The organism is Rhizobium sp. 007, from assembly GCF_015353075.1.
GTDB lineage: Bacteria > Pseudomonadota > Alphaproteobacteria > Rhizobiales > Rhizobiaceae > Rhizobium.
Genome location: NZ_CP064187.1, coordinates 1,303,818 through 1,325,303 on the forward strand (window position 1 = coordinate 1,303,818; position 21,486 = coordinate 1,325,303).

Annotated in this window: 25 protein-coding genes and 1 tRNA gene; 8 read left to right on the forward strand and 18 right to left on the reverse strand. The window is 59.1% G+C overall.

Features of this window, described 5'->3' with window-relative positions; all coding sequences use genetic code 11:
- Window positions 1-780: a DUF3037 domain-containing protein gene (locus ISN39_RS06515; RefSeq protein WP_194729505.1), complete on the forward strand. Its 780-nt coding sequence runs from the start codon at window positions 1-3 to the stop codon at window positions 778-780.
- A 128-nt stretch (window positions 781-908) separates the two neighbouring features.
- Here ISN39_RS06515 and ISN39_RS06520 read toward each other — a convergent pair whose 3' ends face one another.
- Both ISN39_RS06520 and ISN39_RS06525 read right to left on the reverse strand, forming a co-directional pair.
- The gene (locus tag ISN39_RS06520; RefSeq protein WP_194729506.1) at window positions 909-1,175 is read right to left on the reverse strand and encodes a hypothetical protein; all 267 of its coding nucleotides are present in this window, start codon (window positions 1,173-1,175) and stop codon (window positions 909-911) included.
- Window positions 1,176-1,204: 29 nt separating this feature from the next.
- On the reverse strand, window positions 1,205-2,194 hold the full coding sequence (locus ISN39_RS06525) for a hypothetical protein (RefSeq protein ID WP_194729507.1): 990 nt from the start codon (window positions 2,192-2,194) through the stop codon (window positions 1,205-1,207).
- Window positions 2,195-3,149: 955 nt separating this feature from the next.
- Here ISN39_RS06525 and ISN39_RS06530 point away from each other — a divergent pair.
- Together ISN39_RS06530 and ISN39_RS06535 are read left to right on the forward strand one after the other, a co-directional pair.
- Window positions 3,150-3,704 carry a hypothetical protein gene (locus ISN39_RS06530; protein ID WP_022715542.1) on the forward strand — a complete coding sequence of 185 codons (555 nt, stop codon included), beginning with the start codon at window positions 3,150-3,152 and terminating at the stop codon, window positions 3,702-3,704.
- A gap of 112 nt (window positions 3,705-3,816) precedes the next feature.
- Window positions 3,817-4,257, forward strand: a complete 441-nt coding sequence (locus tag ISN39_RS06535) for a hypothetical protein (RefSeq protein ID WP_194729508.1) — start codon at window positions 3,817-3,819, stop codon at window positions 4,255-4,257.
- A 472-nt stretch (window positions 4,258-4,729) separates the two neighbouring features.
- Here ISN39_RS06535 and ISN39_RS06540 read toward each other — a convergent pair whose 3' ends face one another.
- From ISN39_RS06540 to ISN39_RS06570, 7 genes are all read right to left on the reverse strand, one after another.
- Entirely contained in the window at window positions 4,730-5,014 is a 285-nt protein-coding gene (locus ISN39_RS06540) for a hypothetical protein (protein ID WP_194729509.1), read from the reverse strand.
- 2 nt (window positions 5,015-5,016) lie between these two features.
- Window positions 5,017-5,259 carry a hypothetical protein gene (locus ISN39_RS06545; RefSeq protein WP_194729510.1) on the reverse strand — a complete coding sequence of 81 codons (243 nt, stop codon included), beginning with the start codon at window positions 5,257-5,259 and terminating at the stop codon, window positions 5,017-5,019.
- A gap of 17 nt (window positions 5,260-5,276) precedes the next feature.
- Window positions 5,277-5,537: a hypothetical protein gene (locus tag ISN39_RS06550; RefSeq protein ID WP_194729511.1), complete on the reverse strand. Its 261-nt coding sequence runs from the start codon at window positions 5,535-5,537 to the stop codon at window positions 5,277-5,279.
- 48 nt (window positions 5,538-5,585) lie between these two features.
- Window positions 5,586-6,773: a helix-turn-helix domain-containing protein gene (locus ISN39_RS06555; protein ID WP_194729512.1), complete on the reverse strand. Its 1,188-nt coding sequence runs from the start codon at window positions 6,771-6,773 to the stop codon at window positions 5,586-5,588.
- A 45-nt stretch (window positions 6,774-6,818) separates the two neighbouring features.
- On the reverse strand, window positions 6,819-7,148 hold the full coding sequence (locus ISN39_RS06560) for a hypothetical protein (protein ID WP_194729513.1): 330 nt from the start codon (window positions 7,146-7,148) through the stop codon (window positions 6,819-6,821).
- 215 nt (window positions 7,149-7,363) lie between these two features.
- A tRNA-Leu gene (locus tag ISN39_RS06565) sits at window positions 7,364-7,448 on the reverse strand.
- Between the two features lie 30 nt (window positions 7,449-7,478).
- Complete coding sequence (locus ISN39_RS06570; protein ID WP_194729514.1) at window positions 7,479-7,886, reverse strand: VanZ family protein; 408 nt, start codon at window positions 7,884-7,886, stop codon at window positions 7,479-7,481.
- 165 nt (window positions 7,887-8,051) lie between these two features.
- Between ISN39_RS06570 and ilvA the strand changes: the two genes are divergently transcribed.
- From ilvA to ISN39_RS06585, 3 genes are all read left to right on the forward strand, one after another.
- Window positions 8,052-9,308: a threonine ammonia-lyase gene (gene ilvA / locus ISN39_RS06575; RefSeq protein WP_194729515.1), complete on the forward strand. Its 1,257-nt coding sequence runs from the start codon at window positions 8,052-8,054 to the stop codon at window positions 9,306-9,308.
- Between the two features lie 37 nt (window positions 9,309-9,345).
- A complete protein-coding gene (locus ISN39_RS06580) occupies window positions 9,346-9,672 on the forward strand; it encodes an HlyU family transcriptional regulator (protein WP_039844674.1) in 327 nt (108 codons plus the stop codon).
- 145 nt (window positions 9,673-9,817) lie between these two features.
- On the forward strand, window positions 9,818-11,086 hold the full coding sequence (locus ISN39_RS06585; RefSeq protein WP_194729516.1) for a GGDEF domain-containing protein: 1,269 nt from the start codon (window positions 9,818-9,820) through the stop codon (window positions 11,084-11,086).
- 639 nt (window positions 11,087-11,725) lie between these two features.
- Here the strand turns inward: ISN39_RS06585 and ISN39_RS06590 are convergent.
- Complete coding sequence (locus ISN39_RS06590) at window positions 11,726-12,340, reverse strand: FMN-dependent NADH-azoreductase (RefSeq protein ID WP_194729517.1); 615 nt, start codon at window positions 12,338-12,340, stop codon at window positions 11,726-11,728.
- Window positions 12,341-12,479: 139 nt separating this feature from the next.
- Between ISN39_RS06590 and ISN39_RS06595 the strand changes: the two genes are divergently transcribed.
- Window positions 12,480-13,448 (forward strand): LysR family transcriptional regulator, encoded by a 969-nt coding sequence (locus tag ISN39_RS06595; protein ID WP_194729518.1) that lies wholly within the window; start codon window positions 12,480-12,482, stop codon window positions 13,446-13,448.
- A gap of 36 nt (window positions 13,449-13,484) precedes the next feature.
- Here the strand turns inward: ISN39_RS06595 and ISN39_RS06600 are convergent, their stop codons facing one another.
- From ISN39_RS06600 to ISN39_RS06615, 4 genes are all read right to left on the reverse strand, one after another.
- The gene (locus ISN39_RS06600; RefSeq protein ID WP_194729519.1) at window positions 13,485-15,473 is read right to left on the reverse strand and encodes a bifunctional 2',3'-cyclic-nucleotide 2'-phosphodiesterase/3'-nucleotidase; all 1,989 of its coding nucleotides are present in this window, start codon (window positions 15,471-15,473) and stop codon (window positions 13,485-13,487) included.
- A gap of 99 nt (window positions 15,474-15,572) precedes the next feature.
- Window positions 15,573-15,908, reverse strand: a complete 336-nt coding sequence (locus ISN39_RS06605) for a PilZ domain-containing protein (RefSeq protein ID WP_194730119.1) — start codon at window positions 15,906-15,908, stop codon at window positions 15,573-15,575.
- A gap of 87 nt (window positions 15,909-15,995) precedes the next feature.
- On the reverse strand, window positions 15,996-16,877 hold the full coding sequence (locus ISN39_RS06610; protein WP_194729520.1) for a DMT family transporter: 882 nt from the start codon (window positions 16,875-16,877) through the stop codon (window positions 15,996-15,998).
- A gap of 72 nt (window positions 16,878-16,949) precedes the next feature.
- On the reverse strand, window positions 16,950-17,411 hold the full coding sequence (locus tag ISN39_RS06615) for an Lrp/AsnC family transcriptional regulator (RefSeq protein ID WP_194729521.1): 462 nt from the start codon (window positions 17,409-17,411) through the stop codon (window positions 16,950-16,952).
- 159 nt (window positions 17,412-17,570) lie between these two features.
- Between ISN39_RS06615 and ald the strand changes: the two genes are divergently transcribed.
- The gene (gene ald, locus ISN39_RS06620) at window positions 17,571-18,689 is read left to right on the forward strand and encodes an alanine dehydrogenase (protein ID WP_194729522.1); all 1,119 of its coding nucleotides are present in this window, start codon (window positions 17,571-17,573) and stop codon (window positions 18,687-18,689) included.
- Between the two features lie 16 nt (window positions 18,690-18,705).
- Here the strand turns inward: ald and ISN39_RS06625 are convergent, their stop codons facing one another.
- The 4 genes from ISN39_RS06625 to ISN39_RS06640 all read right to left on the reverse strand — a co-directional run bounded on the left by ISN39_RS06625 (window position 18,706) and on the right by ISN39_RS06640 (window position 21,483).
- Window positions 18,706-19,215, reverse strand: coding sequence for a DUF1203 domain-containing protein (locus ISN39_RS06625; protein ID WP_194729523.1), 510 nt, complete (start codon window positions 19,213-19,215; stop codon window positions 18,706-18,708).
- 70 nt (window positions 19,216-19,285) lie between these two features.
- Window positions 19,286-19,846: a GNAT family N-acetyltransferase gene (locus ISN39_RS06630; RefSeq protein WP_074067688.1), complete on the reverse strand. Its 561-nt coding sequence runs from the start codon at window positions 19,844-19,846 to the stop codon at window positions 19,286-19,288.
- Between the two features lie 8 nt (window positions 19,847-19,854).
- Window positions 19,855-20,724: a 3-mercaptopyruvate sulfurtransferase gene (gene sseA / locus ISN39_RS06635; RefSeq protein ID WP_194729524.1), complete on the reverse strand. Its 870-nt coding sequence runs from the start codon at window positions 20,722-20,724 to the stop codon at window positions 19,855-19,857.
- 21 nt (window positions 20,725-20,745) lie between these two features.
- The gene (locus ISN39_RS06640) at window positions 20,746-21,483 is read right to left on the reverse strand and encodes an alanyl-tRNA editing protein (protein ID WP_194729525.1); all 738 of its coding nucleotides are present in this window, start codon (window positions 21,481-21,483) and stop codon (window positions 20,746-20,748) included.
- Between the last annotated feature and the right edge of the window lie 3 nt (window positions 21,484-21,486).

The window sequence follows — 21,486 nt, forward strand, 5'->3', positions numbered from 1 at the left end:
ATGGAAGCACTGAAACTATTCTATTCTATCGTACAGTTCAGCCCCTTTCCGGAGCGTTTTGAATACGTTAACGCGGGTGTTGTCGTCTTCGAAATCCGCCAAGGTAAAGTCGTCGTTAAGTTGGCAGATGATTTTTCGCGCGTGAAGAAGTTCTTCGGTGAAATCAACGCGACCTTCCTCAAAGGCGCTCTTCATGATTTCTCGCAGAGAGTCGTGCTTCACTTTTCGCGACCGTCGATCGCCGCCGCATGGATTGACGACTTCAATGCCAAAAGAGCCGATCTTTTCCGGCTGACTCCTTTGAACGCGGTCGCCGGTGACCGCGCCGATGATGTCGCGGAAAAACTCTTTAACGAGTTAGTTGCTTGGCATGCCCATTCAAAGAAAATTGAGCGGATCAACACGCTGCTAACAAGCGCTTTCCGTGAAGCTGGTGTCCTGTCGCTTCTCGATAAACGCCCCGACCCTGTCCATATCGAGCAGTATGGGGTGAATGTTCAAGCCGATTACGGCTATCAGAACGGCGTTTACAATCTTATCGATGCCGCTCGCTTCGACAATCCGCAACGTGGCCTTGCTGAAGCTGGAAAGCGGGTTCTGGAGGGGAAGGCGCTGTCCGAGATGCTGGGTAAGCGCCTCATTGTGGTTGGAGAATTCGGCACTCAACCGGATCGCTATGTTGAGAACCTGCGCGGCGACTTCGAGAGCGTTGGTGCCAAGCTCTTCCGACTGGAAGAAGTCGACGAACTCTCTGAAGAGATACGGCGAACCGCGCACTGACGCCGGTTACAATGATCTTGTATTCACCCGCACCGGTCGTGGAATCACTTCGGACGAAATTGAAGCGTCGTGAGCTACCCGGACGTCCTAGTGGGTACTAGTACTAGCACGTGAGCGGATGCGGTCATTCAAATTTCGCCGTCCAATAACGAAGGACGCCGCCGATATGCCCGAAAGTGGAAGCTTCCACTTCCGTCCGGCTGGATTTCGAACGAACAATTGATATCGATGATATCGTCCAGTTTGTCCGAGATATCGGCAAAGCGCTCAGCAAGAGATCGCGACGCGACTGTTGCCTGACTGATTTCGCTTTTGGACAGGAAATAGGGTTCGTCAGCGGGAATGTCGCTGCGGTTTTCGAAGGCTGCAAGGCGGCTGGATTCTTTGATGTTCATGACGGCGTCCTTTCTTGATACGGCGGCGCTCATGGCCGCCCTTTTTTGGCAGCAGCAAGTTCGGCCCGGAGCACCCGGACTTCGGTTACAAGCTTCGCAAGCATGCGGTTTTCGAGCCTATCCATCGCCGCATTGAAGAGACGGCGCTCTTCATCCAGCAATCGCGCGATTTCGTCCGCTAACTCGATGGAGACGAGAACCTCTTTGGTCATGGCGCCTTCGACCGCGCCCGCCAAATTGGAAAGATCACTGGCAACTCCTGGCGGGCCGGTTTCGGTGGAAGCGGGCACGTTGGTTGCGCCGAATCGAAGGCCCGCCGGGCGAATGTCCGTTGCCGCGTTGGCGTCCAGAAGCACGCTGTCGATAACCGTCTCAAGGTCGGCAGCGACGATCTGCCTTACAATCGCTTCGAACGCCGCGTTTCGCGCCATTTCTTTGGTGAAAGTTGAAATCGCGCCAACCTTGTAAACGCTCATGGCCGCTGCCGACAGCGTCCGTTTGACAACCGGAATCGGCTGGCCTTCGGCAAGGAACGAGCCCGGCGTATCCCCCGGCGATAGCGCCGGAAGCCGCGCCGAGCGAAGGCCCGGCCCGAATGGAACTTTCAAACTGGACGCCCGGCGCTGCAATTGGCCGTAGACGCTAAGAGGAGAAAGCAAGGCGAGCGGCAAGAGCGCGGTTCCGACCAACTCGGCGGCCCAACCGCTAACGGTGGTCATTGCCGGGTTGGTTTCCGCCTTCGAAACCACGGATGGATCATTGGCAATCTCGACAAGCTTCGCGCCTGCCGCTTCGCCGTAGAGATGCGCGGCAACGTCGGCAAGTGGCCGTTGACTTATCATCGCTTTCAGCGAAACGGCCATGCTTCGGACGATTTGCGTGGCGGGGTCGGGCGATCGGCCTTGCCGGTTTCCTTGCCGAAGCCCGGTAATCTGCCTTTGCGCGGAAACGGCGGTCGATTTTGCGAAATCGGCCTTCCTTTGCACATCGAGGAACTCGGCTCTTGAAACATCGGACATAAAAAATCCCCTCGCGTTCGCTGGGGGATGGCTGCCGATCGATGCGTGCCGTCCCGACGGCCATCCCTGGGAAGTTCAATTAAAAAACTAGCACGTTCCCCAAAATCTGGCCAGCACTTTTGCAATTATAGCGGAGCTATAAGATTGGAATTAATCAATTATGGGTTGCATCAGATCCCGTTTCGGTTCGAGGGGGGGTCCAAATAATTTTTTCGCGAGTTTTTGCGGAAGAAAGAGGGGGCGGTCAGGAACCGGGTATGGCCTACTTTTCGAACTCCCCGCCCCGGGATGCAACCGTCCCGCGTATTTGACCAAGCGTGTGGCATTTAATTGCCGCCGCCTTAGGTTTTTAGCCATACTAAATGTGCATATCTCATCAGCAGTACGGTGACCGCGATCTAGACCGAACGCCGGGAGAGTGGGCGTGGCCTTGGCTGGCGATCAAGTGGGACGGCGGCATTGCGCCAATTCCAGTCATTGACAGCAGGTGCAACAAATGGCCGGATTCGACCCTTCTCAGACCTTGCCGCGGAGAAGTTGACGGACAAGTCCAGACCCCGTTGCGGTCGTTCAGTGCCCATCGTAGCACGACGCTGTGCATTGCCTCGGAGGCCCACGCATCCTCCATCCGAAGGAAGGCAACTCCATTTGACGGAGACACGCGGAACGTGGCTCGGCACGCTAATTGTGGTATCTTAGTTGAAGAGGCAGTTGCTCATGCGTCGGCTACGGCATGAGCTTGGAGGAGTCCGGGGCATCGGCGATCGAAGATGCAGCCTCGTCCCAGGCGCTGTCGCAGCCAATCGGGCTGAGTTACGACCGCACGCTTGATCTCGATCTGGGGAACAGGCGCTCGGTGAAACCACACACGTCTCGAGCGCAAGCAGGTCGCCTCTAAATCTGCGGCGGCGCTGAGCATCGGCTTGGATCCACCGCTCGCACCATGGAGGAACCAATGAAACCCACAATCGCGGCATGCGCCGCAGCGATGACACCTGTCAAAACAGCGCTTCTCTCCGGATTACTCCTGGGCTTAGCTCCTGGAGTCGTCCTCGGACAGCCGATCGAAAAGAAGGGGACCACGCCCTATGTCACGCATTTCGTTTTTCGGCCTTTGATGAGCATTGACATTCCCGGAGTCGGTACGGCCACCGCGCTGGAGGCGGTCGGGACCACCGAAAATATGAAGGGAGAGGCGATGCTCGACAAGATGTCAGCACATTGCACGGCGGTAAGCGTTGCTTCGGGCGACAAGAACTACATTGATGGCGCTTGTGTGCTGGCCGATCGGGACGGCGACAAGATCTTCTCGACCTTCGATACACGCGATCTCGACAAGTCGCAGCCGGAAATGGATTGTGGCACCCATATTATCACCGGCGGCACCGGCAAGTACGCGGGCATCACGGGGCGTGAGCCCTTTGCTTGTATAGCGATGCCTGCGCTGGCTGGTCCCGGCGGCTATACTGCGATGGACATCCCGCATAACACGACGTGGGAGATCAAATGACAGGAACCTTGATGTCCTATCGCAAACTCGGCGGCCGACAACCGGTCCCAACAAGGTTGAATGAGAGGCCGGCCCGACAGCCGGGCTTTTTTCTGCACGGGATCAATGGCTGATGAAGCACAGTAGACCTAGCACAAGAATCTTTGGGGACGTCCTCAGCCTTGCCCTGCAAATCGCAGGGGCCATTGGGGCGTCAATGTCCGTTCGTTGTTCATCTGCGTCATTCACCTGGCTCGAACAAATGACCACTTTCCACCCATTGCTGCCATTCGATCTGACGCGGGCGAACGGCAGCAATTGGGCCGTAAGCTGCTGTGCTACCGAATACAGCGGGCGCGGACGCAAGTACGAAAACCCTTCCATAAATCGCACGGTTTCTGGAAATCGCATATTCGAGGCGCGGCTTGTTCTGAAATACGCGCCCGGCGACGTTGATAAAATCAAAGCGGGCGACGAAGCCGAGGGCGTTATTGCCGGGTTGCCGTTTCAGGCAGCACTTCGCAAGGCCGAGGCCAACCGCACCAACGCGTCGGCAAATCACGGCACGCTTTAGAATCGTAGACCGGAAGGATTTCTAAAATGTCGGCACGCCGAAATCGATGCTTTGTCCCGGCAACATGTACGAGCGCAAAGTCATCTTGGAATGTCAGGCCTGTCGCAAGAAAGTTACGTTCGTCCTCACCATCAAGGTATCGACACGACAAACATTTGATTCGCCCTATGTATTAGCTGAACGATACATACATTGATGCACGCAAGTTAAATTTGTCCTTCCGTTTTGAGCAAGGCCTAGAAATTGTAGAAAAGTTCTCTTCGGCCAACGAGCGCCGCCCGCATTCAGTTGCGGGCGTGGGAACGAACCGGCGAACACTTGAAAGAAATCGACGCCCGGCCCGCCAACGCCCAAAACAAAGTGCGGACGCCCCTACTTTGATTTTCCCAATTCCAAGCGCCGAGAGCCGTGAACCGCTCTATTCGACGGTTCACGGCATTGAGCAGCTGGCGCAGGAAGAGAAAAGCAGCCGCTAGGATTTTAGAGGCTGCCTTTCGCACCTGATCTCACCCATCCGGTGCGCCGCATGTTCGGAAAACAAGCGCACCAGTTGGCCAGCGCACTCACGTTCCCGCACCGCCCGCGCCAGCCGGGCGTCGAATTCGGCGACGATCTCGTATGCGGCGTCGTCGCTGTCAGCGGCCACCACGCGGGTGGTGAAATGGTGAAATAATACGTTGGCCGAAAATTCGGCCGCTACCATCATATCAACGAAAGCCTCAATCTGCTCGGCGACGAGTTTGGTTTCATTGCTCATGCTCATTTCCTCCCTGTTGCAAGCTTGTCCTCGAAGAACTGGCGCATCATCGAGTGATAGGCGAACCTTTGCAGGCAGCGTTCTGGGCTCAATTCGTCGTTCTCCCAACGGGCCGGGTGATTTGCCTTGGCCCGCTCGCTGATTTTCAGGCTTGCCAGCGATACGTCGTCCACGCCTGCCGCCAGAATGGTGACGAATTCGTCGTCATCGAGTTCCGGGATTTTCTCTTTAGCTTTCGTGCTCATGCCCGTTTCCTCCTTGGTCAGCGTATGTGTTCGCGTTCGATCAGCAACAGCGCGTATTCGGGATCACCCTTCCTGATCTCTTTGGCCACCCGCCGCAGAAGGTCATGAACCTCTTCGGCGTTCTCCTGCGCGTCCTCGACCTCGTATTTGTAGTAGTCGCGGTCTTCGCGCAGCGCGGCGTTCTCTTTCAGGGCGGCGTCTAACTTGACTTTCAGCTTCGCCACCTCGTCGTCGGGCGGCGCGCTCCTGGCTTTCAGCAATTCCACGTCGTGGTCCATGGTTCAGTCCTCCTGTTTTGCGCCCGGTTACTTTCCCCCGAATTGCGTTCAATGCAGCGTCGTCCTAGGCGGGCCGCCCTTGCCGTTGCGCGGCTGGCCAGCGTGCAGCCATTGTTGCAGTTGACGGTATGTCGTGAATCCGGTGCCGTAGTGCTTGCCCGCCGCCACCCGTTCGGCCTCTTCGAAATCAAGGCTTCGCCAGCGAAGGAAATCGCCTCGATGCATGGGATTGGGGAATTGCCCGGCGGCAATCTTGGCGTCGATCTTGCGCAGCACCGCCTCAACGTCGCAGCAAGGGTATTTGCCGCGAAGCTCCCGGCATTCCTTCGGCGGCACATAGCCGAGCGTTTGTCCTGTAAAACCGTCTCTGAAAATGCCTTGCGGCTTGCTTGCCTTAGCCAGCCGTTCGGCTTCTTCGAGGACTTCGAGGATACGGGTTACAAATACAGGCCTATCGGTTTCATAGCTTGGGAATGTCCCGGCGGCGATCTCGGCATCCACCTGCGCAAAGACCCGCGCGGTATCGCAATTCGGAAAACGCGCCTTTAGCTTCTGAACGCCTTGCGGCATTAGCAGGTCCGTTACGCTGACCGTCTCTACCTGCCGCAAAAGTTGTGAAACCCTCTCGCGTGGGCGCGGGGGAATATCATCTTCTGACGAACGAAGTGAGGAAGTAGATAGGGGTTCAGAATGAACCCCGGTCACGGGGTTCTGTTCAACGGGGTTAACTTCAACGGGGTTTGAAGGTCGTTTTGTTCCCTCGGAAACTGCACTTTTGTTCACCCGGAAATGGTCGTTTTGTTCTCTTGGAGATGCGTTTTCCGAGGGTCGTTTTGTTCCCTCGGAAATGGCCGCGCCCGGCAAATGGAAGTTGTAGAGGTTGGTTGTCTGCTTGCCTCTCGAAGTCCGCCTCTTCCAACTGATGTAACCGGCGGCCTTAAGCTCTGCTAGGCTGTTGCTGACCGCTTTTTTGCTCAGTCCGCATCGTTCGGCAATCACCTCAACCGACGGATAGCAGGCACCGGTTACGCTGTTTCGAAAATCCTTGATCATGATATGAAGAACCCTCGCGGAGGATGGCTTCACCCGTTTATGGTCAAGCATCGCGGCGTCGATAATGTTGAGAACGTCATTCTTCGATAAATGCGGCATGATGCATCCCTGCGGCTCGTAGAAGCCGGGGGCAGGTTGCGGCGGGATCAGGAAATGCGGTATGATCGCAGGGTCAGAAATCAATGCACTTCCAAGAGCCGCCGTAGGCCCACCCGCCTCGGCGGCTTTTCATTCGGCTGCTGGAAGAGTTTCGATCCGCGGCGTTTCGACGGTTCCCGTCGCCAACAAGTCGCAAAGAGAACTCAGCTCGTAAATAACGCCTTTGGCACCGTGCCGTCTTGTGAATGACGGGGGCTGACGCCGCCGCCTCCGGGCCTTCATTGTTTCCGGCTTAACGCCGAGGATGGCGGCTGCGTCCTGTTCGTCGCAATCGGCGGGCAATTCAAGGTCTTCGGCAAGCTGACGATACAGTCCCCGACCGCGATAGCCTTGCACTGCCCAAAAGCGTTTGCGGTGCTGGAATAGTCTGGAAATGCCCGTTTCAACCTTCGTTTTCATTTGTTAGTGCTCCCGAATAAAAATTAAGCACGACTACAATAATTGCCGGTCGTACACCGTCGCAAACGTAAAGGTTCGGCGAATCGGGCCGAAGGTTTTACGCAAACGGGTTCGGGGCGGGGCAAGGCTTCGTATACCCTGAGGTGTACCCTAGCCCAATTTTGGGCGGACTAAAAAACGACAACAAAAATGTGATTTATCTAGATATTTCAATATGGTGCGGGCGACGGGGATCGAACCCGTAAGGATTTCTCCGAGGGATTTTAAGTCCCTTGCGTCTACCAGTTTCGCCACGCCCGCGCGCGATCCTCAATTAACGACTGGAGTGATTCAGTCAAGAGCGCCGGCGGCGGCACCGGTTTGCGGCTTTGGAGCGGGAACGGCCTCGATCCTTTGCTTCATCTGCCCGCGCCGGTAGGTAGCGCGGCCGGTAAGAATGCCGACCATGGCGCCGGCTGCCTTGATGACCGAGTCGTGCAAGCGTGCATGACGCGTCGGCGACAGGTATTGCAGGAACTCGATGGCGAGTGCGCCGAAGATCAGCAGCAGTGCGACGAGCTTCCACTGTTTCGGATAGCCGAGCGCGAAAACGAAGCCGGTGACGGCATAGGCAAGCGCGCGGTCGGCGTTGACGCTGGTCATCGTATGCGGCCTGAGGCCGATCGGCGAAATGGTGACGAAAATGATGGCGGCAAGCAGCAGCCAGGCGAGCGGTCGCATAAAACGGGATGTCATCATCCCTTCACGTTAGCAGCATTGCAAAGCGAACGCACGGGGGAGCTGCAGCAATCCGCCAAGCGCGATGAAGAAAGCTTTCTGCAGAGCGAACCGCACGGCGGTTAAACGGACTTCTTTTGCCAGCCGACCTGTGCCATAGCGAAGTCTTGAGACAGGAATGGACCGATGACCGTCACAAGACAGGATGTAGATCGCGCGGAAGAGGCGCTGCGCAGCCTCTTTCCGGCAACGCCGCTGCAGCTCAACGACCATCTTTCGGCGCGCTACGGTGCTGAAATCTGGCTGAAGCGGGAGGATCTGTCGCCCGTCCGTTCTTACAAGATCCGCGGCGCCTTTAATTTCTTCCGCAAGGCGATTGCCGAAGGGAGCGGCGAGCGCCTCTTCATCTGCGCTTCGGCGGGTAACCATGCACAGGGCTTTGCATATGTCTGCCGCCATTTCGGCGTTCAGGGCGTGGTCTTCATGCCGGTGACGACGCCGCAGCAGAAGATCGACAAGACGCGCATGTTCGGCGCCGAATTCATCACCATCAAGCTCTACGGCGATTTCTTCGATCAATGCTATCAGGCCGCCCGCGACCATGCCGAGGCGGAAGGAGGCGTCATGGTGCCGCCCTTCGACCATGCGGACATCATCGAGGGGCAGGCAACGGTCGCAGCAGAAATCATGCAGCAGCTGCCGGAGGGTAGGGTGCCGGACATGCTGGTCTTGCCGGTCGGAGGCGGTGGGCTTGCTGCGGGCATCACGGGCTATCTCAAGGGCTCGGTCCCGAATTCCGTCTTTGTCTTCACCGAGCCGGCAGGCGCGCCGAGTCTGAAACGCAGCATCGAGGCCGGCGAAGTGGTGACGCTTTCCAAGGTCGACAATTTTGTCGACGGCGCGGCCGTTGCGCGCATCGGCGACCTGAATTTCGCAGCGCTCAAAGGCTTTGCAGCCGCGCACGTCATGCTGATGCCAGAGAACGCCATCTGCGTGACGATCTCGGAAATGCTCAATGTCGAGGGCGTCGTGCTGGAGCCGGCAGGGGCTTTGTCTTTGACGGCGATCGCGGCGATGGATCCGCAGACCATTCGCGACAAGACGATCGTCGCGGTTGTCTCCGGCGGCAATTTCGACTTCGAGCGGCTGCCCGACGTCAAGGAGCGCGCGATGCGTTACGCCGGGCTGAAGAAATACTTCATCCTGCGGCTGCCGCAGCGCCCCGGCGCGCTCCGCGATTTCCTCAATCTTCTGGGGCCCGACGACGACATCGCCCGCTTCGAATACCTGAAGAAGACGGCGCGCAACTTCGGCTCGGTTCTGATCGGCATCGAGACCAAGGCGCCGGAGAACTTCGCCACCCTGATTTCGAATTTCGAAAAGGCCGGCATGGGCTTCGAGGACATCACCGAGAACGACATCCTCGCCAACCTCATCATTTGACTTTGCGGGCGCGAGCGGCCCGTGTTAAAGGCGGAACATGGCTTCGATCTTATCCAGCATTTTCTCGATGTTTTCCGGTGGCGGCAAATCGGCCGAGGCGAGCGCAGGCCCGAAAGGCGAGCCGCAGCTTTACGCCGATTGCGCCATCTACGCTGAGCCGCGCAAGGAAGGCGGACAGTTCCGCCTGGCAGGCCGCATCGAAAAGACGGTCGGCGGCGAGGTTTTGGTACGCAATTTCATCCGCGCCGACATGTTCTCCTCGTCGGATGATGCGATCGAATGCACGGTGCGCAAAGCGCACCAGATCATCGATCAGCACGGCCCCTCGCTTTTCGGCGACGGTGCAAAGGAGCGGCAGGTCTAGCCGCTCACTTCCCATAGCCTTCGCCGGGGCGGCTTTGCGGCGGCATCCATACAGGGAGAGGCCGCGGGTTACCCTGACTGACGTCACGCGACCGTTTCTTAACCGTATCGCGCTATGAAGAAGCGGTTGGAGAGCGGAAAGCGCGATGGCAATTGTCAATCTCGGCCTCATTGTGGTGGAAGCCGTCGGCTACTTCGCGCTGATGGTGAGCCTGCTGCATTTCCGCCACGGGCTGGGCCTTGGCGTTTTCATGACGGCGCTCGGCGTCATGCATTTCATGGAAACCTATCTCGCCGCCGTATTCTACGTGTCGCTGCCTTTCGGTGTCGCCTCGCCCGGATCGTCGGTCTTCTTCGCCGGCAAGCTGATGATGATCCTGATGCTCTACCTGGAGGAGGATGCTTCGACGGTCCGGCAGCCGATCTACGGCCTGTTCCTCGGCAATCTCCTGACCGTCGCGATCGCGTGGGTTCTGCAACTGCATGAAACCGTCGAGATTTCACCCGGCAATGCCGCCGATTTCAGCTTCCTGAAGGAGATGGGCTGGCTGATGGTCTGGGGTACGGCGCTGCTCTACCTCGACGCGCTCGGTATCATTCTGCTGTACGAACGCCTTGGTCATTGGATGAAGCGTAAGGTGATCCTTCGTTTCATGCTGTGCGGCTTCGCACTTCTGACCTTCGACCAGATCGGCTTCTTCGGCGCCTTGCACTATTTTCTCGACGTACCGCTTGCAGCCTTCTGGGACGGCTGGAGGGCAAAGATGTTCGCGGCCTGCATCTATACCGCGCTCTTTGCCTTCTACCGGCTTTATATTCATCGAAACGGCGTTCCGGCGGCAGCACGCTCGCTCAGCGGTCTGTTCGGCGACCTGACATTCCGCGAGCGGTACAACGATCTTCTGGAGCGGACCGGCAGGGACATTCTGACGGGCGTCTACGACCGCTCGCGTATGGAGCTCGAAGCACCGGTCATGATGCGGGAAGCCATGCGGCAAGGGCAGTTTACAACCGTCATCATCATCGATGCCGACCACTTCAAGGACGTCAACGACAACTTCGGCCATCTGCAGGGTGATGAGGTTCTGAAGTCGATCGCCGCCCGGCTGGTGATGATCCTGCGTTCTGCAGACAGGGTGTTCCGCTTTGGTGGCGAAGAATTCGTTGCAATTTGCCCGGGCACTAACCACGAGGAGGGCTTGTTGGTCGCAGAACGGCTCCGATGGACGATCGCGACAAGCGTCAGGACACCAGATGCAAGACCCGTCACCGTCAGCATCGGCGTTGCGACCGCCGACGAAGATGGCGTGAGCTTCATGACCGTTCTCTCGACTGCAGATGACCGGCTCTACCGGGCAAAGAAGAATGGCCGGAATTGCGTCTTCGGCCGTACGGGCTTAGTCAAAGTCAGCTAATCTGACGCTTGGTTCCGGAGCCTGCTCGCCCGACCAACTAAGCTGCGACAAATGCAATGGGCCATGAGCGGAAGAACGTTTACTTCTGGATTGCGCCCGAGCGGCAGTTCTGTGTCTGCGGGACAAGTGCTGCCCTGGGCGCAGTGGCTATCGGCCCGTTGCGCCGCCCATTGCAGACTATGCGAACTATGTCGCCCGGTTCGACGTTATCGCCGAATATCTCGTGCGCTGGCAGCCGCCCTCCCTCATGCCCTGGGGAACGCACGACGCATTCTTCGACCTCGCTGAGATTCTGTCGTGGGTGCGGACGATGCCCAGGATGGAAGCTCACGTTTTCGACGCAGGCCACCTCTTGCTCGAGACGCACGCGGCCGCGTCGCTCATGCTCGACTTCATCAGGCGCACCCAACAGGAAAGTGAAAGTACGCGAAAGCTTGATTGACACCGCCTGATCAGTAGTGACGAGGGCCGCCAACGCACTATCCTCGCGCCATTCAAACCGAGCAACTGCAACGTCCGCAACGGGCCGGAAGAGGTGTTCCGGACAGGATATCAAGCGTCAGACTCGTCGGGTATGGCGCAGCGGAAACAAAAAGCGGCCGGACAGAGCCGGCCGCTTCTGGGGGCGATGTTAAGCGGTTAGGCGGCGAGAGCGATCTCTTCGGCGCGGGCCTTGGCGGCGCTGATCGCCTTTTCCGCAGCTTCCGGACCGAAAGCGAGGCCTTCGACATAGACGGTTTCGATGTCGGTGACGCCGAGGAAGCCCAGAACCGACTTCAGATACGGAACGGCATGGTTCATGCCGGCGGCAGGACCCTGCGAGTAGACGCCGCCGGAGGCCAGCACGACATAGACCTTCTTGCCGGTTGCAAGCCCGACCGGGCCGCTTTCGGTGTACTTGAAGGTGCGGCCGGCGCGGGCGACGTTGTCGATCCAGGTCTTCAGCGATGAATAGATATTGAAGTTGATGAGGCCTGTGCCGATGACGATGGTGTCGGCGGCGAGCAGCTCGTCGATGAGCGCGTCGGAGGTCTTCACGGCTTCGGCTTCCTGCGCCGTGCGGTCTTCGGCAGGCTTGCGGATTGCGGCGGTAAACAGGTCATCGATGTGCGGTAGCGGATTGGCGGCGAGGTCGCGGCGGACGATGACGCTGCCCGGCTTCTGGGCCTGAAGTTTGCCGGCGAGATCGGTGGCAATGGTGGTCGAAAGCGATTCAGCGCGCGGGCTGGATGTCAGGAGCAGGATGGACGACATAGTTGAATTTCCTCTCGAATTGGAGTGCTGCGAGCTCGCTTGGGAGGTTCGAGCCGCCTTCAGAGGAAAAATAGGACTGGCCGGCTATCGAAAAAACTGGGATAATGTCGATCGAAATTATCGATAGATTGGATGGAAGATGCTTCCCAACCCGACATTGGATCAGCTGCAGGTGTTCCTTACCGTGGCAGAAACCGGCAGCTTCTCCGCCGCCTCGCGCGCGCTCAACCGCGCGCAGTCGGTGATCAGCTACACGATCGCGAACCTCGAGGCACAGCTCGAGATGCCGCTTTTTGAGCGTTCCGGCGCCCGCCAGCCGAAGCTCACGGATGCGGGCAAGGCCATGCTCGAAGATGCGCGCCGCCTGCTGACCGATCTGCAGGTGATGCGCGCCCGCGTCAAAGGGCTGAAGGAAGGATTGGAAGCGGAGGTCTCTGTGGCGATCAGCGTCATGGTGCCGTCTCCGGCAACGGTGGACGTGCTGCGGGAGTTCCGTGAGCAATTTCCGTCCGTTGCGCTCAATCTCACGGTCGGCGAGCTTGGCATGGTCATGGAGACCGTCCTGAGCGGCAAGGCGACGATCGGCATCGGCGGAGCCGTCCTGAAGCCGGACGACTCGATGCTGATGGAAAAGATCGGCCATTCCTTCATGATGCCGGTGGCCTCGCGCAATCATCCGTTAGCGCAGATAGGTCGGCCGTTGACGCTTGGCGATGTTCGCGAGGAAGTACAGCTCGTCGTCACCGATGCGTCCGGGCTGACGAAAGGCCGCGATTTCAACGTGCTTTCTTACAAGACCTGGCGTGTCAGCGACATCGCGACCAAGCACGCGTTGATCCGCGGCGGCCTCGGCTGGGGCGGCCTGCCTGCATCGATCATCCGTGACGACCTGATGAGCGGCGCACTCGTTCATCTCGACCTTGATGCCTATGAGCAAGGCGAGTATCCGATCTATGCCATGCGCCGCCTCGCCAATCCGCCAGGCCCAGCTGCGGCATGGATGATCGATGCATTCCGCACCAGGCTGTCCCAATGCCCCAACCACGCCGATTTCACGGCGGCGCTGAACGAGATTCGCGGACCGGAAATGCCGCTTGCAGCGGAATAGGCGAGGCGCTGCCGCCTCGCCTGGCTTTCAGATCGGCTAGAGAACCAGCCTGAACTTTGCAAATCCGTCCGCGCCCTCGCCGGCATCCTCCAGCTTGACACTCTTGACGTTGGCCAGGAAGTGCTTGGCCTTCGGCCCGCTCTGGAAGACGGCGCTCGTGCCCGGCAGCGGCTTGAAGGTCCAGTTGCCGTCGGCGGACGGATTGATCGTGCCCTGTTCATGAACGAAGCGGACGATCACGTCGCGGTTGGTGTCCGGAGCCTGGAAGACGACCTTGTCGGCTGCGATCTCCGGGAACTTGCCGCCGCCGCCCGCACGGTAGTTGTTGGTGACCACGACGAACTTCTGCTTGAGGTCGATCGGCTTGCCGTCGAACTGCAGATTCTGGATGCGGTTCGAGCTTTCATTGATCGCCTTGCCGTCATTGTCGTATTTGCGCGGCTGCGAAAGATCGATCTGGTAGGTCACACCGTCGATGACATCGAAGTTGTAGGACGGGAAATCACCGTTGAGCAATTCCGCATCCGTTGCACCGGGCTTCACCTCGTTGAACATGCCGGCCGACATTTCCAGCCAGTTCTTCACCTGCTTGCCGGTAATGACCACTGCCTGCACGGTGTTCGGATAGAGGTAGAGGTCGGCGACATTCTTGATCGCGACATCGCCCGCCGGAACGTCGGTATAGTAATCCGCGCCGCCGCGGCCGCCTGCCTTGAAAGGAGCAGCGGCCGAAAGGACGGGCAGATCCTTAAATTCGGTATCAGCCAGCATCTGCTTGATGTACCAGGTCTGCGCCTGACTGACGATCTGCACGGAGGGATTGTCGGCAACGAGGGCGAAGTAGGAATAGAGCGGCGCGGACGTCTTGCCGACCGGGGTGCGGACATAGGCGAGCGTCGCCTCATGCTCAGCCTTTGCGGCTTCGATCACGTCCTTCTTGTCGCCCACGTCGGCAACGACCTTCTTCTTGTCGTCGCGGTGATAGATCGGCCGAGCCTCGGCGGTGAAATCGACGATCGTCCAGCTCTTGCCGTTCTTTTCCAGAAGCAGGTCGATGAGGCCAAGATGCGAGCCCCAGAATCCGGCCATGACCGTCGGCTTGCCATGCAGCGTGCCTTTCACCGGATCGGCGTTGGCAATCCCGTCCCAACTCTTCGGGCCGGGGAAGACAAGGTGCTGATGGCCGGTGAAGATCGCATCGATGCCGTCCACGGCGGCAAGATGCAGCGAGGCATTCTCCATCTTCTCGGAGGGGGCGGAGCCGTCGATGCCGGAGTGGGAAAGCGCGATGACGATATCGGCGCCTTCCTCCTTCATCGCCGGAACCCAGGCCTTGGCGGCCTCGACGATGTCGCGGGTCTGCGCCTTGCCTTCGAGGTTCTTGATGTCCCAGAGCATGATCTGCGGCGGCACGAAGCCGATGAAGCCGATCTTGACCGGGCTCTCGTTGCCTGCGCCGTCCTTGATCTGCTTTTCGACGATCACGTAGGGCTTGAAGAAGAGATCGTCCTTCTTCGGATCGGAGGCGAGCTGGCCCTTCGTCAGGTTGGCGCAGACGAACGGGAAATTCGCGCCGCCGAGCACCTTGAACATGAAACTGAGGCCGTAGTTGAACTCGTGGTTTCCGAGCGTGCCGACGGTATAGCCAAGCGTGTTCATCGCCTTAATGACCGGGTGGACGTCGCCATCCTTCATGCCGTGTTGATAGGCCATGTAATCGCCCATCGGATTGCCCTGCAGCAGGTCACCATTGTCGATCAGCAGCGAGTTGGCCGCTTCGGCGCGAATGTTATCGATGATCGTCGCGGTGCGTGCCAGACCCATCGTGTCGTTCGGCTTGTCGGCATAGTAGTCGTATGGGAAAACGTTGACATGGATGTCTGTGGTTTCCATGAGCCGCAGATGCGCTTGATTGGCGGCCGCGCGCGCTGTGAAGGGGTGGAGCAGAACAAGCGCCGACGTCGCGGCAATGCCGCCAAGTAATGACCGGCGGGTAATCGGGTGCAAATCAAGAATGGAAGACATTGAACACTCCTTCGCAAATGACCCATGGCTCAACCGGCGGCGAGCCTAGGATGATTTGCACGGCAGTGCATCCGGAAAATGACAAACCGGCCTTGGATGTTATCGCGTTAACACCGGCTTCACATCCTTGTGGAAGAAGCGGAAGTAGGATGCGACCTGAGCCTGGGCGTTGGAGTTCGGGTCGAACTGGATACCGAGGCGCCCATTGTGGCTCCACCGGATTATGCCGTGCAGCGTTCCAAGATCTTCCGCTAGGATTTGTACGCGGCTGCCCGACGCGGCATAAAGCGGCGTTCGAATTTCCACCGCAGCGCCCGTTATCGAGAGATTGAGGATGCGGGCGTCTACTTCGTTATTGAGATAGCGAACCTTACCGAAAATGCGGCAATACTTGCGTTCGGCCCTGCGAGTAATGATATTCAGATTACGCATTATGCAGCCCTCAATAGAATACTTGGCGCACTGTATCGCGAAAATATTGAAAAATCCTTTTATAGAAACCGCTAAATTACGAGATGGGTTCTATCTCCGCACAGCGCCGCTGCGCGCCACCACCTGCTCACGCCAGATGGTGAAAATGCCGGCAGCCACGACGATCACCGAGCCGGCGATCGTGTTGAGGCGCAGGGCTTCGTCAAAGATGACGACGCCGATGATCGAGGCGTAGACGAGCTGCAGATACGTAAGCGGCTGAACGGCCGCGGCATCGAGCATGTCATAGGCGCGGATCAGGAAATAGTGGCTTGAGATGCCGGTTAGGCAGAGAAGCGCCATCCAGCCCCAGTCACTGGCCGACATCGGGGTCCAATAGAAAGGACCGATGAGTGTTATCGTTATGCCGCCCGCGACGCCGGTATAGAAGAAGCTCGTCATCGAAGAATCGTCACGGCTGACGAGGCGAGTGGCGATGACGTAGAAGGCGAAGAGGAAGCAGCCCAAGACCGCAAGCAGCAGCTTCGGATCAAAAAAGCCGCTTTCTGGCTTCAAGATCAATAGAACACCGGCGAGCCCCGCGCAGATTGCCGTCCAGCGGCGCCACCCGACGCGCTCGCCGAGCAGCGGCACGGAAAGGAGGGCGATCAGGATCGGAGTGCCGGCAAAGATCGCCTGGGTGCGCGCAAGTCCGATGATCGCGAAACAGGTGATCGCCAGCACGACTTGCGCTGCAAGCAGCACGCCACGCGTGACCTGAAGCAAAGGCCGGTTCGTGCGCACGGTCGCCTTCAGGCCGCCGCGCATTCTCGACGCGAGCAGGATCGTGAAAATTGCAAAGGCCCAGTAGCGGATCATCGTCACGAAAACCGGCGGATAGGTGCTCGCCAGATGCTTCGAGATGCCGTCCTGCACGGAAAAGATGGTGATCGCCAGAAGGACGAAGATATAGCCTTGCGTCTTGGATTTCATGCCTTGCCGTAAGGCGGGAGAGGCCCGCATACGACTGAAGCTAGGCCAGGATTCATGCCGCTTTGCAAGGCCTCAAAGCCCGACATTCGGCCTGTCGATGATTTCCCGGAGCGCGAAGCTGGAATTGATCTTGACGACGTGGGGCAGGGCGGAGAGCCAGTCGCGGTGTATGCGCTCGTAGTCTTCCAGGTCGCGTGCGGCGACACGCAGAATGTAGTCGTACTCGCCCGACATTAGGTAGCAGACGAGCACGTTCGGGCAGCGCTTCACCGCCGCCTCGAATTCCGCAAGGGTCTTCGCAAACTGGCCGGAGAGCGAGATGTGCACGATGGCGATCATCTTGTAGTCCAGTGCCTTGTGTGAAAGGCGCGCGTGATAGCCGCCGATGACGCCGCTCTTCTCAAGAATGTCGAGCCGTCTGGAACAGGCCGAAGCCGAAAGGCCCACCTTGTTCGCAAGATCGGCATTGGTGATGCGGGCGTTCGCCTGAAGCGTCTTCAGAATCGCACGATCGATAGTATCGAGTTCAGACATTCGAAGAACCTTCGAAAAGAGGGTCGTTTTCGCAATAATCCTCGAAAAATAGTTCTCAGGCAAATGCTCTTTGCAAGGACATTTCGCGCCTCCGGTGTTTGGATTTGGGTCATCCAAAACGCTCCGCCCAAGCGGACATAAAATGAGAGGAACGCTTAGATGCGTGTCGGTTGCCCGAAGGAAATCAAGAATCATGAATATCGTGTCGGCCTGACACCTGCTTCGGTTCGTGAATATGTCGCCCATGGCCATGACGTCTGGGTCGAGACAAAGGCAGGCGCCGGCATCGGTGCCGATGACGCCTCCTATATCGCCGCTGGCGCGAGGATCGCCGCCTCGGCCAAGGATATCTTCGAGAAGTGCGACATGGTCGTGAAGGTCAAGGAGCCGCAGCCCTCGGAATGGGTGCAGCTTCGCGACGGCCAGCTTCTCTATACCTATCTCCACCTCGCGCCCGATCCAGAGCAGACCAGGGGCCTGCTCGCGTCCGGCGTCACCGCGATCGCCTATGAAACCGTTACCGACGAGCGCGGCGGTCTGCCGCTGCTTGCCCCGATGTCTGAAGTCGCGGGACGCCTGTCGATCCAGGCGGGGGCCACGGCGCTTCAAAAGGCTAATGGCGGCCTCGGCATACTGCTCGGCGGCGTTCCCGGCGTGCTGCCGGCCAAGGTCGCAATCATCGGCGGCGGCGTCGTTGGCCTGCATGCGGCCAAGATGGCAGCCGGCCTGGGCGCCGATGTCAGTATTCTCGACAAGTCGCTGCCGCGCCTGCGCCAGCTCGACGACATTTTCGGCGGGCGCATCCACACGCGTTATTCCAGCATCCAGGCACTGGAGGAAGAGGTCTTCACCGCCGATCTCGTCGTCGGCGCCGTGCTCATTCCTGGTGCGGCCGCACCAAAGCTCGTCACGCGCGAAATGCTGTCCGGCATGAAGAAAGGCTCAGTCATCGTCGATGTCGCGATCGACCAGGGCGGCTGCTTCGAAACCTCGCATGCGACGACGCATTCCGAGCCGACCTACGAGGTCGAAGGCGTGGTGCACTACTGCGTCGCCAACATGCCGGGTGCGGTTCCTGTCACCTCCGCGCATGCGCTGAACAACGCAACGCTCGTCCATGGCCTGGCGCTTGCCGACCGCGGCCTGCGCGCCATCGCTGAGGACAAGCATCTGCGCAACGGTCTCAACGTCCACAGAGGCCGCATCACCAACAAGCCGGTCGCCGACGCGCTGGGTTATGAAGCCCACGCAGCGGAAAGCGTATTGAACGTAGCGTAATTCCCAACACTCTGCGTTAGATGAAGGCGCTGGTCTCGCTGAAGGCCGGCGCCTTTTGCTTGTCGATCCGGCACTGGAAGCAATTGTTGCGCGCCGAGCGCACATGCACGTATGCGATCTCCCGGCGCTTCAGCAGCTCTTCGGCATAGCCCGGAATATCGGTGGTCGCGGTGACGGCCCCGGTGCCGTAGACAATGCGATTGTTCTCGCCATAGCCGCGCACGATAAAGTCCCGGCTCGTCTTCAGCACCGGCGGCAGCTCTTCCTCCGCTTTATAACGCTCGCACCGCTTCTTGTGCAGGAAGATCGGGCCGGTCTCGGCATAGGGCTGCAATTCCGGAAACGGGCGGTAGGCGAAAACAAGAAGCAAGTCGCCGGCATCGATATTCTTCAGGCAATGACGGCAGGGATGCCCCGGTCCATCGGAAACCATCGTTTCCGGCAGATTGTCATAGGCATCGCGGCCGCCGGTCCAAAGGTGCTCGGCATCGGCGGTCGGCATGGCGGAAAAACGGATGGCTGACATGGCAAATCTCCTTCGTGATTGCCATGAAATGCGCTATTAGAGCCGGTCAAACCACCCGATTCCTGCCGGCTCAGCTCTTCCTGGCAATCTCCAGCAGTTCCTTGTCGCTGAGCGGCCGCACGATGCCGGTGCCGGTTGAGACGGGAGAGAAGCCGAACATCTGATAGAGCTGTAGGGCGCGCGGATGGTCGAGGTTGTTGGTCGTTGTCGTGACGCGCGTTGGGTTCAGCGTCCAGATCGCGTAGAGCGCCTGCAGCAGGAACCACTTGCCGATGCCGAGGCCGAGCGCGTGCTCGATCAGGCCGAAATGGCAAAGTTCGATCGTATCCTCGTCCTCGCAGAAATACTCGTAGAAGCCGGCAGGCGCGCCGTTGACATAGAGCACGCTGATATTGTTGCGCTTGTCGTGCAGAGTTTCCGTAAGCACCTCGTCACTCATGCGCAGCCGGTCCACCCATTGCCAGCGGGCGCCGACCTGGCGGTAGAGATAGCGGTAGAACGGCAGCGGAATGCCCGGCGCACGCATGATCGCCGTCTGGATGTTGACCGGCACCGGTAGGCTTGCCTTGGGCGGCGCCGTCATTTCCAGCCGGGTGATATGCGCCGTGAGCGAGGAGGGGGACTTCGCCATGGTGCGTCTCAGACCTTGGTCGGGTCGGGCGGGCCGGTCACCACCGGGGTATCGTCGCGGCTGCCCCACTCGCTCCACGAGCCGTCATAGAGCTTGTTGTCGGTATGGCCGATCGATTCGAGCGCCAGCGTGATGATCGCAGCCGTAATCCCCGAGCCGCAGGAGGTGACGACCGGTTTCGAAAGGTCGATCCCGGCACCCTCGATAGTCTGCTTCAGCTCCGGCAGCGATTTGAAACGGCCCTGATTGGCAAAAACGCCGGAGGGCAGGCTGCGGGCGCCGGGCATATGGCCGGAGCGCATGCCGGCCCGCGGCTCCGGCTCGGTGGCGGCGAAACGTCCGGCGCTGCGCGCATCGGCGATCTGCAGCGCGCCGCTGGAAACGATGTCTCGCATGGTTTCGAGGGAAACGACACGGCCTGCATCATAATTCGTCTTGAAGGTCGTCGGCTTATAATTCGGGACATCCGTTTTCAGCGGTCTGCCCTCCGCCTTCCAGCCGTCGAGTCCGCCGTCGAGAACGAAGACGTTTTTTGCGCCCATGACCCGGAAGAGCCACCAGACGCGCGGCGAGGCGAACATGCCGATACCATCATAGACGACGATACGGTCCGTCTCGCTGATACCGAGCTTGCCGGCTTCTTCGGCGAAATAATCCGGCGAGGGGATGGTATGCGGCAGCCCGGTGGAATGATCCGCGATCTTGTCTTGGTCGAAGCGGATCGCGCCCGGAATATGGCCACTTGCATATTCGGCGTCCGCGTCGCGATTCTGCGCCGGGAGATAGAAAGAGGCATCCAGCACGCGCAGGTCCGGCTTTCCGAGCTCGCCCTGCAGCCAATCGGCCGAGACGACGAAACGGCTCTTCTCTTCGCTCATTCTGATCTCTCCCTGATTGTCTTAGGCTTCGTTGCCGGGCACGCCGAAGCGGATGCGGAAGCGGCGGTTCTCCTTACCCTTCTTCTCGATCTTGGCAATATGGACCTGACCGACTTCCTGCGTTTCGGAGACATGTGTGCCGCCGCAGGGCTGGCTGTCAATCGCCGAGTTTTCGCCGATGCAGACGAGGCTGACGCGGCCAAGTCCCATCGGCGGGCGCACGTTCTTCGATTTCACGATGCCGGGGTTCGCAGCCAGCTCCTCGTCGGTGATCCACTGCACATAGACCGGGTAGTTCTGGGCGACGAGTTCCATCATCTTCGCCGTCACCTCGTCCTTGTCGATCGTCTCGCTCATGTCGAAATCGATGCGGCTCTCGTCCTCGCCAACAGCGGCACCCGTGATCGGATAGGAACAGACGACCGAAAGCAGGTGGCAGGCTGTGTGCATGCGCATCAGCCGGTAGCGGCGCGGCCAGTCGACATGCAGGACGAGCCTTTCGCCGATTACCGGCTGCGGCTGGCCCGCAGACGGGACGTGGACGACGATATCCTTGGTCGCCCCGTGCTTCGTCGGGCCAAGTTCGATCTTCGAACCGTCGGCGCGCTCGAGAAAGCCGGTATCGCCCGGTTGGCCGCCGGACGCTGCATAAAAGCAGGTCTGATCCAGCTCGATGCCCCCGCCTTCGTGGATGGCGGTGACCACCGCCTCGCATGTCGATAGATAGAAATCGTCACGATAGAGGGCATTGACTGGCATGGG

Excerpts from the sequence above, each read along its gene's own strand:
- ISN39_RS06520 (WP_194729506.1), bottom strand. The coding sequence starts at position 1,175 with ATGAACATCAAAGAATCCAGCCGCCTTGCAGCCTTCGAAAACCGCAGC.
- ISN39_RS06540 (WP_194729509.1), bottom strand. The coding sequence starts at position 5,014 with ATGAGCAATGAAACCAAACTCGTCGCCGAGCAGATTGAGGCTTTCGTT.
- ISN39_RS06525 (WP_194729507.1), bottom strand. The coding sequence starts at position 2,194 with ATGTCCGATGTTTCAAGAGCCGAGTTCCTCGATGTGCAAAGGAAGGCC.
- ISN39_RS06570 (WP_194729514.1), bottom strand. The coding sequence starts at position 7,886 with ATGATGACATCCCGTTTTATGCGACCGCTCGCCTGGCTGCTGCTTGCC.
- ISN39_RS06610 (WP_194729520.1), bottom strand. The coding sequence starts at position 16,877 with ATGAAATCCAAGACGCAAGGCTATATCTTCGTCCTTCTGGCGATCACC.
- ISN39_RS06580 (WP_039844674.1), top strand. The coding sequence starts at position 9,346 with ATGGCTTCGATCTTATCCAGCATTTTCTCGATGTTTTCCGGTGGCGGC.
- ISN39_RS06515 (WP_194729505.1), top strand. The coding sequence starts at position 1 with ATGGAAGCACTGAAACTATTCTATTCTATCGTACAGTTCAGCCCCTTT.
- ISN39_RS06630 (WP_074067688.1), bottom strand. The coding sequence starts at position 19,846 with ATGGCGAAGTCCCCCTCCTCGCTCACGGCGCATATCACCCGGCTGGAA.
- ISN39_RS06590 (WP_194729517.1), bottom strand. The coding sequence starts at position 12,340 with ATGTCGTCCATCCTGCTCCTGACATCCAGCCCGCGCGCTGAATCGCTT.
- ISN39_RS06560 (WP_194729513.1), bottom strand. The coding sequence starts at position 7,148 with ATGAAAACGAAGGTTGAAACGGGCATTTCCAGACTATTCCAGCACCGC.
- ald (WP_194729522.1), top strand. The coding sequence starts at position 17,571 with ATGCGTGTCGGTTGCCCGAAGGAAATCAAGAATCATGAATATCGTGTC.
- ISN39_RS06545 (WP_194729510.1), bottom strand. The coding sequence starts at position 5,259 with ATGAGCACGAAAGCTAAAGAGAAAATCCCGGAACTCGATGACGACGAA.
- ISN39_RS06535 (WP_194729508.1), top strand. The coding sequence starts at position 3,817 with ATGAAGCACAGTAGACCTAGCACAAGAATCTTTGGGGACGTCCTCAGC.
- ISN39_RS06600 (WP_194729519.1), bottom strand. The coding sequence starts at position 15,473 with ATGTCTTCCATTCTTGATTTGCACCCGATTACCCGCCGGTCATTACTT.
- ISN39_RS06595 (WP_194729518.1), top strand. The coding sequence starts at position 12,480 with ATGCTTCCCAACCCGACATTGGATCAGCTGCAGGTGTTCCTTACCGTG.
- ISN39_RS06625 (WP_194729523.1), bottom strand. The coding sequence starts at position 19,215 with ATGTCAGCCATCCGTTTTTCCGCCATGCCGACCGCCGATGCCGAGCAC.
- sseA (WP_194729524.1), bottom strand. The coding sequence starts at position 20,724 with ATGAGCGAAGAGAAGAGCCGTTTCGTCGTCTCGGCCGATTGGCTGCAG.
- ISN39_RS06640 (WP_194729525.1), bottom strand. The coding sequence starts at position 21,483 with ATGCCAGTCAATGCCCTCTATCGTGACGATTTCTATCTATCGACATGC.
- ilvA (WP_194729515.1), top strand. The coding sequence starts at position 8,052 with ATGACCGTCACAAGACAGGATGTAGATCGCGCGGAAGAGGCGCTGCGC.
- ISN39_RS06585 (WP_194729516.1), top strand. The coding sequence starts at position 9,818 with ATGGCAATTGTCAATCTCGGCCTCATTGTGGTGGAAGCCGTCGGCTAC.
- ISN39_RS06550 (WP_194729511.1), bottom strand. The coding sequence starts at position 5,537 with ATGGACCACGACGTGGAATTGCTGAAAGCCAGGAGCGCGCCGCCCGAC.
- ISN39_RS06530 (WP_022715542.1), top strand. The coding sequence starts at position 3,150 with ATGAAACCCACAATCGCGGCATGCGCCGCAGCGATGACACCTGTCAAA.
- ISN39_RS06615 (WP_194729521.1), bottom strand. The coding sequence starts at position 17,411 with ATGTCTGAACTCGATACTATCGATCGTGCGATTCTGAAGACGCTTCAG.